General features: G+C 42.1%; 12 protein-coding genes. 4 read left to right on the top strand and 8 right to left on the bottom strand.

Going from position 1 to position 12,272, the window contains the following annotated elements; genetic code table 11:
• Nucleotides 1-23: 23 nt before the first annotated feature.
• Nucleotides 24-662 carry a TetR/AcrR family transcriptional regulator gene (locus FTV11_RS03315; protein ID WP_180059338.1) on the bottom strand — a complete coding sequence of 213 codons (639 nt, stop codon included), beginning with the start codon at nt 660-662 and terminating at the stop codon, nt 24-26.
• Nucleotides 663-795: 133 nt separating this feature from the next.
• Here FTV11_RS03315 and FTV11_RS03310 point away from each other — a divergent pair, with 133 nt between their 5' ends.
• The gene (locus FTV11_RS03310) at nt 796-1,260 is read left to right on the top strand and encodes a hotdog fold domain-containing protein (protein WP_180050626.1); all 465 of its coding nucleotides are present in this window, start codon (nt 796-798) and stop codon (nt 1,258-1,260) included.
• Between the two features lie 123 nt (nt 1,261-1,383).
• On the opposite strand, the gene ssb is transcribed toward FTV11_RS03310, so the two are convergent.
• The 3 genes from ssb to FTV11_RS03295 form a co-directional block, all read right to left on the bottom strand.
• Nucleotides 1,384-1,971, bottom strand: a complete 588-nt coding sequence (ssb, locus tag FTV11_RS03305; protein ID WP_078193176.1) for a single-stranded DNA-binding protein — start codon at nt 1,969-1,971, stop codon at nt 1,384-1,386.
• 51 nt (nt 1,972-2,022) lie between these two features.
• The gene (locus FTV11_RS03300) at nt 2,023-3,387 is read right to left on the bottom strand and encodes an MFS transporter (RefSeq protein ID WP_111884498.1); all 1,365 of its coding nucleotides are present in this window, start codon (nt 3,385-3,387) and stop codon (nt 2,023-2,025) included.
• A gap of 155 nt (nt 3,388-3,542) precedes the next feature.
• Nucleotides 3,543-4,628 carry a DUF475 domain-containing protein gene (locus tag FTV11_RS03295; protein ID WP_180073373.1) on the bottom strand — a complete coding sequence of 362 codons (1,086 nt, stop codon included), beginning with the start codon at nt 4,626-4,628 and terminating at the stop codon, nt 3,543-3,545.
• A gap of 207 nt (nt 4,629-4,835) precedes the next feature.
• Between FTV11_RS03295 and tenA the strand changes: the two genes are divergently transcribed.
• Nucleotides 4,836-5,501, top strand: coding sequence for a thiaminase II (tenA, locus tag FTV11_RS03290; RefSeq protein WP_078193179.1), 666 nt, complete (start codon nt 4,836-4,838; stop codon nt 5,499-5,501).
• Nucleotides 5,502-5,612: 111 nt separating this feature from the next.
• On the opposite strand, the gene FTV11_RS03285 is transcribed toward tenA, so the two are convergent.
• The 3 genes from FTV11_RS03285 to FTV11_RS03275 all read right to left on the bottom strand — a co-directional run bounded on the left by FTV11_RS03285 (nt 5,613) and on the right by FTV11_RS03275 (nt 7,381).
• Nucleotides 5,613-6,335 carry a hypothetical protein gene (locus tag FTV11_RS03285; RefSeq protein WP_180010619.1) on the bottom strand — a complete coding sequence of 241 codons (723 nt, stop codon included), beginning with the start codon at nt 6,333-6,335 and terminating at the stop codon, nt 5,613-5,615.
• 189 nt (nt 6,336-6,524) lie between these two features.
• Nucleotides 6,525-6,863, bottom strand: coding sequence for a GlpM family protein (locus tag FTV11_RS03280; RefSeq protein WP_180002743.1), 339 nt, complete (start codon nt 6,861-6,863; stop codon nt 6,525-6,527).
• 134 nt (nt 6,864-6,997) lie between these two features.
• The gene (locus FTV11_RS03275; RefSeq protein ID WP_180002741.1) at nt 6,998-7,381 is read right to left on the bottom strand and encodes a hypothetical protein; all 384 of its coding nucleotides are present in this window, start codon (nt 7,379-7,381) and stop codon (nt 6,998-7,000) included.
• 179 nt (nt 7,382-7,560) lie between these two features.
• Here FTV11_RS03275 and uvrA point away from each other — a divergent pair, with 179 nt between their 5' ends.
• Complete coding sequence (gene uvrA, locus FTV11_RS03270; protein WP_180025908.1) at nt 7,561-10,392, top strand: excinuclease ABC subunit UvrA; 2,832 nt, start codon at nt 7,561-7,563, stop codon at nt 10,390-10,392.
• 59 nt (nt 10,393-10,451) lie between these two features.
• Nucleotides 10,452-10,802 (top strand): hypothetical protein, encoded by a 351-nt coding sequence (locus FTV11_RS03265; protein ID WP_180073372.1) that lies wholly within the window; start codon nt 10,452-10,454, stop codon nt 10,800-10,802.
• Between the two features lie 552 nt (nt 10,803-11,354).
• Here the strand turns inward: FTV11_RS03265 and blaOXA are convergent.
• On the bottom strand, nt 11,355-12,206 hold the full coding sequence (gene blaOXA, locus FTV11_RS03260; RefSeq protein ID WP_373685394.1) for a class D beta-lactamase: 852 nt from the start codon (nt 12,204-12,206) through the stop codon (nt 11,355-11,357).
• Nucleotides 12,207-12,272: the final 66 nt, after the last annotated feature.

Genomic DNA, 12,272 nt, shown 5'->3' with positions numbered 1-12,272 from the left:
TCCATCGTGCAAACCAATCAAGTTCAATGGGTGCAAGCCTTTATATCCATAAAGAGGGTCTGCCAAGCAGCCTGTGTAAACTGTTGTTTATAGTGTGATGGTGGCGTTTTGACTTTATGTGATAACCATGCCCGACAATAATTTTCCGTTGCCCCTAAGACCAATGACATCATTAATTCTTTGGGTAAATGCTCAATCAAATGCCAATCGGGTTGTGCGGTCAACCAATCCAGTAGTGCGCTATTGCATTGCAAATTATGTTTTTTTAACTCGGCTTGTAGCGTTTCCTTACGCATACTAAACCCTGCCGCATACAAGAATCCTGCAAAATCTGGATAGGCTTCGACCCAGTCTATATACGAGCACAAAATGGCTTGAATGCCTTCCTGCAGCGATTGGGCCTGTGTCAATGCATCTGCCCTTTTCACAAATTGATCTTGCAACGCCGCAAAATACAATGCCGCCACTAAACCATCTTTATTTTTAAAATGATGGTAAATCGCGCCAACACTGGTCTCTGCACGGTCTCTCACATGTTCAATCGTCGTCGTTTCAATCCCTTGCTCTAAAAAACATGCAAGGGCTTCTCCTAAGATCTGCCGTTTAAGTTCCGCTCGGCGACCACTGTAAATTCGTTGCAATAATGCTTGATTTGACGACATCGATACCTTCCCTTTGATCGGGTCATTTTAAAACAATGTTGGCTTTTTTTAATAGCTGTGACGTCATTTACGCCATTAACAGAACAATATTCTGTATTAGAATTATATTCTGAATAATGACGGATAATTAAGCATGAGCCAAGCATTAAAATTATGGAAGACCTTCCAAAACAAACCCGCAGGGAAATGGACTTTTTCAAAATTGCTGTGTTTGAAAGCACCGTATTTCAGCAGTATTTCGCCTGTTTTTGATGAATTAAAGCCCCAATACTGTGAACTACATATAAAAAAACAGCGCAGCGTGCTGAATCATATTGGCACTGTCCACGCGATTGCCATGTGTAATATGGCTGAATTGGCTGGCGGAACCATGACCGATGTGACCGTTCCGAGCAGCCATCGTTGGATTCCCAAAGGCATGACTGTGGAATATTTGAAAAAAGCCGATACAGATTTAACAGCCATTGCCACGCCTGTCGATGTTAATTTTACGTGGAATGCAGGGAGTGATTATTTGGTGAATGTCGTGGTGAACAACACACGTAATGAAGCAGTTTTTAAAGCCGTGATTACCATGTGGGTTTCTGCAAAAAAATAAGTCATCGACTCAATTTCAAAATGAAACTGATCTTTCAAGATGAGACCTGCGAAAAAAAACCCTCAAGATTGAGGGCTTTTTTTGATGATGATCTACCGTTTTAAACGCTGTGTTTAAGGTTCATTAGAACGGTAAGTCGTCATCTAAATCTGCTGCTGCAGGAGCCGGTGTCGGTGCAGGCTGTTGTTTTGGCGCAAAACCACCTGGGTTGTTATTGCCATAGCTATTGCCTTGAGCCGGTTGGTTATTGCCATAACCGCCTTGGTTTGAGCTATTACCGTAGCCACCTTGGTTTTGGTTATTGTTATAACCACCTTGTTGATTATTAAAACGAGGCTGACCAAAATCACCGCCTTGACCTTGTTCGCCTTGTTGGCGATTATTGTCAAGCATTTGCATTTGTTCACCACGAATTTCAGTCGTGTAACGCTCTTGACCGCCTTGATCTGTCCACTGACGAGTACGTAATGAACCTTCAATATAAACTTTAGAACCTTTGCGCAAATATTGCTGTGCAATTTCACCTAAGCGGTTATGTAACACAATACGGTGCCATTCTGTTTGCTCTTTACGTTCACCTGTATTTTTATCTGTCCATGAATCACTCGTTGCAATTGAAAACTGAGTGAGAGAACCACCATTTGGGAAAGTTTTTGTTTCAGGGTCACGACCCAAAGTACCAACTAAAATGACCTTATTTACACCACGCATCAGACGTATTCTTCCTATTTGTTTCTATTATTTACTTTATAAGAGTTATGCTTAAATGGCTACCTCTTTCCCTAACAAGTGCGTTAAATGTTGTCGCGCAGATTCATCCATCTGCTGCTTATCCACTTTTACATAAGCCACTTGCTGGTCAGACATCACCACAACTTCTTCAATACCACGAATTGCTAAAAGCTGAGAAGTCCATTCATCCGTTTCTTTATCTTCAGGCAAACTGAAAACCATAGACGATAAATAACGCGGCTGAGCCAACCCAAAACTAATGATCAACCATAAAATGGCTAGCCCTGTCAGGATGCCCCATCCCATTGCCGTATCATTTAGCAACAGAAGTTGCCCGCCAATCATACCACCAAAAAATGCCCCCAGAAACTGACTGCTGGCGTTCACCCCCATGGCAGTCGCTTTGGATTGAATTGGAGCTGCTTTCGATAACCATGACGGTAATAATGCCTCCATCACATTAAATGCGATAAAGAATAATCCTAAGCCAGTAAGCAGAATATATTTTGATTCGAAACCAAAAATTAAGATGCCCAATCCTAAAATAATGCCACCAATGGCGGTCAAGAAAATGCCGCGCATTTTGCGATATTTTTCCGCCAAAATAATACTTGGAAAGGCAAAAAACAGGCTCACGACCAAAAGCGGCAAATACACCAAACCATGTGAATGTAATGGAATATTGGCAAAGTCAATCAACTGAGACGGTACATAAATAAACATCGCGGTGAGCAGTAAATGCAATGAAAAGACTGAAACATGTAAACGATTTAGATCAGGCATTTTCAGTACTTGCTTTAACTGCGTCAGATAACCTTGTTGAAAATTTTTATGATGACGCGTTACTTTCGGTACCAATAGCAACATCGCAATCGCGGCAAGTCCCATGATGGTGGTCACCCAAAATAAACCCGAGATGCCGACTAAACCTGTGAGCCAAGGCCCAAGGCTGAACGCGACCACAAAGGACAAACCGATACTCATCCCCATCATGGCCATGGCTTTAGTACGCTGTTCTTCACGTGTGACATCGGCTAACAAAGCCATCACTACGGCAGATACAGCACCACCACCGGCAATCGCACGCCCGATAATTACGCCGTAGATGCTATCGGACATTGCAGCAATTGCACCGCCTAAAGCAAACAACAGCAGCCCGATCACCACCAACGGTTTACGGCTATAACGGTCTGCAATCAAACTAAACGGAATCTGTAAAATCGCTTGGGTCAACCCATAGACACCCACCGCTAAACCAATGAGTGCCGGTGTTGCCCCTGCATATTGCTGACCTGCCACAGAGAAAACAGGAATAATCATGAACAGCCCCAGCATACGTAAGGCGAAAATACTACTCAAAGCAAAAGTTGAGCGTCGTTCAAGAGCATTCATCATAGCTGGTTAAAAATTCATTAATCTTGGAATGGGATTATAGGACATTCAGCTTAAAGCGAAGCAGGATTTTTATTGATTTTAAATATCCTGATGATTGGACAAATAAAAAGCGCAGCTGACGCTGCGCTTTTTGGGAGATTTTAGGCAAATTTAAATTAGCCTAAATTTTCTTGACGCTTTTTATATTGAATTGAGGCAATCACAGCCCAAACAATAAATGCCACACCAATTAGACCCGTTACCACTTCAGGGACATGAAGACCTGTGCCACTCGCCAACATAATGAAGGCCAAAGCACCAATCGCATAATGCGCACCATGTTCAAGGAAGATATAAGCATCTAAGGTGCCTTTATCCACTAAGTAAATGGTCATTGAACGCACGAACATAGCACCAATAGCAAGACCGAGCATAATGATTACGACATCAGAGGTAATCGCAAATGCACCAATCACACCATCAAAACTGAATGAGGCATCGAGTACTTCAAGGTAAAGGAAACCACCAAAACCTGCTTTGATCACGCCCGTCGGTACGCCATTTGCGTCATGTCCAACCGCATTACCATTTTCATCAACTTCAGGTTCACCACCCAATAAATGACTCAGTACTTGGACACCGATATACACCACGATCCCCCAAATACCCGCCATCACAACTGCTAAACGAGAGACTTCGGCCACGTTTGCTGCCATTACCAATAACGCAATTAGAGCAATAAACACGGACATCGCAGGAACGTTTGCAAGATTGGCCAAACGGCGCTCTAGCCAACGGAACCAATGGGTATCTTTCCCTTCATCTAAGAAGAAGTTCAGGAATACCAACAATAAGAAAGCACCACCAAAGGCCGCAATTTCTGCATGATGTGCCATCAATTTTGCAGAGTATTCAATTGGATTATTCAATGCCAATTGCACCACTTCCATAGCGCCCATGTCAGCCGTTACAGCAACAATGACGATTGGGAAAATCAAACGCATACCGAATACAGCAATCACAATCCCGACAGTTAAGAAAATCATTTTCCAGAAATGATCCCAACCACGGAGTACCGATGCATTCACTACAGCGTTATCAAATGATAATGATACTTCCATCACTGCCAAAATTGCAGTAATGGTCAGTGCTGTCAGCATGGCTTGCACACCTGCATTTGGGCCATGATTCAGACCCCAATATGCAGAAATGGCAAGACACACGATTGTAAAGACGATTGAGAAACCAAAATGTTTCATCATGATAGATCGACCTATTCATTCAATAAGATTTCAAAATGAGGGAATACCCAGTTTGAAGCTAAGTTTATGGCGCAATTATGCCGCTTTTCAGGATTGAAACCAAAAATTATTCGTTACATTTTGAATAAACACTCTAAGATGGAGTCTCTCAATTACATCGCATCATGGTGTAGACCCGTCTTTCATTTTTAACGACAGGAATGTTCAATGCGTTTTTCTGAAGAAGTTTGGCAACGTAATACCGCGTTATATCAGCAGATACTCCATCTACCGTTTAATCAGGAATTGGCTCAGGGCAGCTTAAGCCGCGACGCCTTTTGTCACTATGTCATTCAGGATGCCCATTATTTATTGGCCTATGGTCGTGCACTTGCAGTGTGTGCAGCCAAGGCGTTTGATGCCGACGATGTGATTCAGTTTTCTGAAGCGGCAAAAATTGCCATCGTGGTGGAACGTAGTCTGCACAATGACTTTATGCAAGGTTTCAACATTAGCAAAGAACAGTTTGAAAATACTCCACTGACCCTTGCCTGTCATCATTACACTTCGTTTCTAACGGCAACAGCATGGTCAGAAAGTTACCCTGTGGTCCTTGCCTCACTCCTGCCTTGCTTTTGGATCTATGCGGAAGTCGGCAAAGCCATTGTCAGCCAATCTGTACCGAATAACCCTTACCAAGCATGGATCGATACCTACTCAGGTGAAGACTTCAATACTGCTGTGCAAAACGTGATTCAAACTATTGATCGAGTGGCGGCTCGCTGCGATGCAGATACACGTGAAAAAATGCATGCGGCTTATACGAACGGCGCAAAATTAGAATGGATGTTCTGGGACAGCGCGTATCAACAGCGGACATGGCCTGTAGAATAAACCTTTGATTTAAACTGTATAAAAAATTAAGGATCTAAAATTGCTTTTAGATCCTTTTTTAATATGGTTAGATTCGGTTTTTAGAATGACCATGCACGATCATTTCAGGCATTAGCGTTTAAAACGATACCATCCGAGAAAAATCCCCATCGCGATAATCACCAAAAAAATCGCAAAACGTGCTTCACGCAACTCACTGCGTGCTGCTTTGCGTTCCTGCATCTCTTCTGAATGAAATTGTGATTTGACCATCGGATCTAGTTGAGCAATAGCCAATAAATCTTTGGGCTTTTCACCTTTGCCTAAAATGAAATAAAGCCCTTTGACTTGCATTTCATTGAGTTTTCCCAGTTCAATATTCAGTTGAGTAGCTTGTGCATTATAGTCAGGCACCCAATCTTCTACGCGGGCATATACATGGGCACGACTGGTATCAAAGAGTGATGCATCCAGCACTTTCTTGCCAGTTTGATCTTCCAGTTGTTCACTCAAATCTGAGAATTGGGACAGTACATAGTCTTTTTTCTGTGCCAACTGTACACCATCAAAAGCATACTCTTGTATTTTTTGTGCAGGATTATTTTTCAACAATAAACCTTGCGGAACGACTTTAAAGTCCAGAACAGTATTGTCAGGGACTTGGTTGGTTTGCAGTACCATATAGACCACAGACCATAGCTGTTCATTTTGCCCGACCGCAGGCACGCTCACGCTATAACGCTGCTCGGCTACCGGGTCAATAAACTGTTCAAACGCGAGGATTTGACTGTCTTCAGCCCACAGGATTTGACTTGAAAACATGAGGCAGATGATCACCCAAAATTGTTTTAACATTATTTGCTCTTATCATGATTATTTTCTGTTCTGGCAGAATTATAATTAATTATTCAAATACTTACATTTTAAATCACACATTTAGTGATTGGAAATTCATCATAATTTAATACAAATCTATTGTTTTATAAATGATCTAGAACCGATAAAAAGTTAATCTGAAACAGCATCGATATAGGCTTTTGATGCTTACTGAAAACTCTGCCATGCATAAATCAAAACAGCCGCAGCAAGCACCCAACTCAAAGTTGCTACACTCAAACATGCCGTTAAGCTCAAACGTGTTGCGAGCAGGTACACCATCAATAAATAAATGAAATATGGGATGAGAGACCAGAGTCCAAACAGCGCAGTTTTTTGTAATGCGGCTGCACCCTGATCATTTGCCACAATTACATGAGCAATCAACGCAAAAGTCGGAAACAATGGAACCAAACCTGCAATATAAAACACCTTACTTTTAGACAGCAAAGCAATTAATACCACAACAAAGGCACCCATTAAGCTTTTGAGAAATAAGGACAACATGGCATTCTATGGTTTCGATAAAACTGCATTTTACGCCTTTTCTGCGATAGTCCTGAGATTTTCTAATGCATTTTTATGCGCATAGCACAGGAGATTTAAACGATGAACTTAAAACAGTCATAGTGCCGTGATCTTTATGCACCTTTACACCATAGGCTAGATGTAAAGCGCGCTTTTTGTTGCTCAGCCATTTGCTTAAACTGCGCTTGAACTTTTAAATCTTCAGCACTCATCAAATGTTGATTGTTTTCAACAATTGCCAAAACCAAATCAAACTGTTGAGGAATTTTTTCGCAAGCCAGATGCTTTTTTTCAGCTTCTGTTTTGGCTTGACCTAATTTTGCAATATACAGATCAATTTTTTCACTTTCGGTATTCAGCGCCAAAGTTGCTTGTTCTAAGCTGTCATAATTTTGCGCTTTCGGTGTTTGGTTCGGGGTACATGCACTCAAAAACACACTACACATCAATAAACCCATCACACCTAATGTTGGATTGAGATGAAGTTGCCATTTCATGTTAAAAGTCCTAGATTGCTGATTTGCGGATGTTTTAGGGCATCGGCACAGACAGCTATATTTTGATTCGGCCATTTTTCTCACAAAGTCACGCATAAATCTAGGTTTAAATTACACTTGAACATTTTTCATGCGCTATCATATATAGGTTTTTCGATGAATCTTTTAGGACCCCTTGCATGAGCCAAAGCCATATCCGTATTCGAGGCGCACGTACCCATAACTTAAAAAATGTGTCACTCGATATTCCACGCGACAAGTTTGTGGTCATTACGGGTCTTTCTGGTTCAGGGAAGTCCTCTTTGGCTTTTGATACCTTGTATGCTGAAGGTCAACGTCGCTATGTTGAGTCCTTATCTGCCTATGCACGCCAATTCCTTTCGCAAATGGAAAAGCCCGAAGTTGACTCGATTGAAGGCTTGAGTCCTGCGATTGCCATCGAACAAAAATCAACGAGCCACAACCCACGCTCAACAGTGGGAACAATCACCGAAATTTACGACTATTTACGTCTACTCTATGCCCGTGTCGGCACGCCGTATTGTCCTGAACATGACCTCCCGATGGTGGCTCAGACTGTGTCTGAAATGGTCGATACCGTCAAAGGTCTAGAAGAAGGCACGGCGCTTATGTTGCTTGCCCCTGTGGTCCGTGACCGTAAGGGTGAATACACCAACTTATTTGAACAATTACAAGGTCAAGGTTTTGTCCGTGCGCGTGTCGACGGTGAAGTCATTGATATTGATACTCCGCCTGAACTCGACAAAAAGAAAAAGCACACCATCGAAGTCGTTGTTGACCGTTTTAAAGTTCGTGATGACCTCGGTAACCGTATTGCAGAAAGCTTTGAAACTGCACTACGTATGGGTGGCGATATTGCCATTTTGTCGTGGATGAAAGGCGAACAAGAAGATCGCGTATTTTCTGCGAAACACTCTTGCCCTGAATGTGAACGTGCCGTTGGTGAACTTGAACCACGGCTATTTTCCTTCAACAATCCATTCGGTGCATGCCCTGTTTGTGATGGTTTAGGCACACGCAGCCATTTTAGTGCTGACAAATTGATTCCCAATAATGAAGTTTCGATTAGCCAAGGGGCAATCCGTGGTTGGGACCGTCAACGTCCGTATTACTACAGCATGATCCAAAAAGTTGCCGATCATTTTGGTTATTCTCTAGACACACCGTGGAATGAACTCGATGCCGAGACCAAAAAGAAATTCCTTTATGGTACAGGCAAGGAAAAAGTTGACCTCAGCTATATTGATGAACGTGGTCGTTCGCACAAACGTGTGCAAGCCTTTGAAGGGATTCTACCTCACCTAGAGCGTCGCTATCGTGAAACGGAGTCGAACTATGTGCGTGAGGATTTAGCACAGTATTTATCCAATGCCGCATGTGATGCTTGCGGTGGCTCACGTCTCAATGAAATTTCACGTCATGTTCGAGTTAAAGATAAAACCATCGCGCAAATCACCAAGATGTCGATTGGCGATGCTGAAAGCTATTATCAAGACCTCAACTTAAGTGGTGCCAAAGGCGAAATTGCTGACAAGATTTTCAAAGAGATTCGTGAACGTTTGCACTTCCTAGTCTCTGTCGGTTTGAACTATTTAAGTTTATCGCGTTCGGCAGAAACACTGTCGGGTGGTGAAGCTCAGCGTATTCGTTTGGCTTCGCAAATTGGCGCGGGCCTGATGGGCGTAATGTACGTGCTGGATGAACCCTCTATTGGTTTGCATCAGCGTGATAATGACCGCCTATTGGAAACCCTAGTACGTTTGCGTGACTTAGGTAATACCGTATTAGTTGTAGAACATGATGAAGATGCGATCCGTGCCGCCGACCATATTATTGATATTGGCCCCGGTGCAGGTGTGCATGGCGGTCATGTGATTGCCGAAGGGACGTATGATGAAATTTTGGCAAATCCAGATTCATTAACTGGTCAATATCTATCAGGAAAGCTCAGTATTGATGTGCCGAAAACACGCACACAACCGCCAAAACCTGAAGAGCAAATTAAGTTAATGGGCGCTGCGGGTCATAACCTGAAAAATGTCGATTTGACTATTCCTTTAGGTGTGATGACCTGTGTGACAGGTGTATCAGGTTCAGGTAAATCGACGCTGATTAACCGGACATTATTGCCGCTTGCAGCGACTCAATTGAATGGTGCAACCACATTAACGGCTGAGAAATTTGATTCGATTGATGGCTTACAGTTCCTCGATAAAGTCGTTGATATTGACCAAAGCCCAATCGGTCGTACACCACGTTCAAACCCTGCAACATATACCGGTTTGTTTACCCCTATTCGTGAACTGTTTGCGCAAACCCCTGAAGCCAAAGCACGTGGCTATGCTGCAGGTCGATTCTCGTTTAACGTGAAAGGCGGTCGCTGTGAGGCCTGTGAAGGCGACGGTATGATTAAGGTTGCAATGCACTTCTTACCTGATATGTATGTGCCTTGTGATGCCTGCCACGGCAAGCGCTATAACCGCGAAACGTTAGAAGTTGGCTATAAAGGTCGTAACATTTCTGATGTCTTAGAAATGACGGTTGAAGATGCGATGCATTTCTTCGATGCCATTCCTGTGATCCACCGTCGTTTGGAAACCTTGAACCAAGTGGGCTTGGGCTATATCCGTTTGGGTCAGTCTGCAACCACACTTTCAGGTGGTGAAGCGCAGCGTGTCAAATTGGCTCGTGAGTTGGCGAAGCGCGATACAGGCAAAACCTTGTATGTGCTTGATGAACCAACAACTGGTCTACACTTCCATGATATTGCCAAGTTGCTCGACATCCTGCATGAGCTACGTAATAAAGGCAATACCATCGTGGTGATTGAGCATAACTTGGATGTGATTAAAACGGCCGATTGGATTGTGGATTTAGGCCCTGAAGGTGGTGCGGGTGGCGGTATGATTATTGCCGAAGGTACACCTGAAGTTGTTGCGAAGAATAAAGTGTCACATACAGCGAAGTTCTTAAAGCCGATGTTGAAATAAGATTCACTTTCCTTTAAGTGCATGATAAAACGGTGATTCATTCACCGTTTTTTATTTATATGACTTTATTAGAGATAATTGATACAGCCGTAAAAATTGGTTTAGGAGCACTGATAACTGGCGTAATTACCTACTTAAATCAAAAGGCAAATATTTCAGCATCAGTAGCAAAAGATAACCTTCTATATAATCGTAATTTATTGACCAATATTTCCAAAGATCTCGAGGAAATAAATCATCTCGTTTTAAAAATTTGGGCATTTTTTGAATTTGAAACAAAACAATCTCAACCAGCTCTTAATGAGATTTCAGACAGACTTAAACCTCTAAGACACGCACTTTTTAATGACTTTAATTTGCTTAGCAAAAATGAAGGTTTAATTCTTTTACATGGATATATTGAACAATAAGAAAAGCTAAGAATTTATGGCGAATTACTCGGAAAATTTAACGCTTATACACTTTGTAAAAATGGAGCTATCAATGTTGAAACAACTGCTCAATATAGATTTAAAATTTTAGAAGCTAGAAAATCACTTTATACGAGCTTAAACAAAGCCATTTCTACATAAATTCTTGTTCTTCACAATATTCAATCACATGAAGGCGACATGGATGTCGCCTGTTTGACTGGGGCAGCACGGATGTGCCCTCAGTCAAACAAAAGCATTTTGCCTACTTTTGTGCTTTCAAAAGTAGGAATCTCCTACACAATGGAAACTCAAACCCAATGCTAAGCGAGGACGTTTAGAAAAGCATATTTTTTTGAAAATAACCTTAACTAAATCCATCAACAAAATTCGCACCATTATTTATACATTCAACTGGAACTTTTCGGACTTACCTTCAACCAAACAAAAGCATTTTGCCTACTTTTGTGCTTTCAAAAGTAGCAACGTCCTACACAATGGAAACTCAACCCCAATGCAAAGCGAGGACATGCAAACTTAAAACTCAAAAAATTAACGTAAATAATGAAACACACCCAACTTATCCAACACATCCAAAGTTAACTGCTTACGCTCTGCCACATCATCCCCTGCAGCCATCTGCATATTCAAACTAAACGCTGTAATCTTGCCATGACAATCATCTACCCAACCGGTATACCACCCAACTTGCGGCTCTACATCCATACCCCAACCACTTTTGGCATATAACTTCGCATCCCCACGGCTTTCAATATAAAGCATGTCTTTGACTTGCTTTTGTACCGCGACATCAAACGGTAATTTCTCTGTCGCAAGCTGATACGCAAATTTGACTTCTTGTTCAGGCGTAATCTTTAACGGCCCTACCAACCAAAAATGATCCACCTGTTTGCCAATATTGGCATTGCCAAAACCAACCCGCTGGACTTCACTTTGCATTAAGTCGTGACCAATCCGCCGTGCCAACTGCTGATAAACCGGTACAGCAGACGCTTGCATGGCTTCACCCAAAGTCAGGTCTTTTTCCCATGACGGGAAAGCACGTTTTTCACCTTTCCATTTAAAAACTTCAGTGGCTGTCGCCTTCTGATGTTGCAAACCAATTAAAGCATTTAACATTTTAAAAGTAGATGCAGGAATGTATTCTGTCTGGGCACGCTGTAAGTCATTGCCATAATGACTCACGCGCTGACCATCAAATGTGACAAAAACTGCCTGTGTTTGTGCTTGATTAAATAAAGACAGAATCTCACTCACCCATGAATTTTCTAAATTGGCTTGAGCCGTTTGTTTTAAGTGTTGAGATGAATCCAACATGCCTTCATTTGCTGTACATGCTGTCAAACTCAGGACAGTCATCAACGATAGATATATTTTTTTCATTGCACTATTTTTATGGCGTTTAAAGTCCACAGTATAAGATGAAGTTCAAACCTGAATTGTGTACTT

Origin of the sequence: Acinetobacter sp. YH12231 (genome assembly GCF_013417755.1) — a bacterium.
GTDB classification, from domain to species: Bacteria; Pseudomonadota; Gammaproteobacteria; order Pseudomonadales; family Moraxellaceae; genus Acinetobacter; species Acinetobacter amyesii.
The sequence above is the reverse complement of the archived record's forward strand: the minus strand, read 5'-3'. Positions and strand labels throughout refer to the sequence as shown.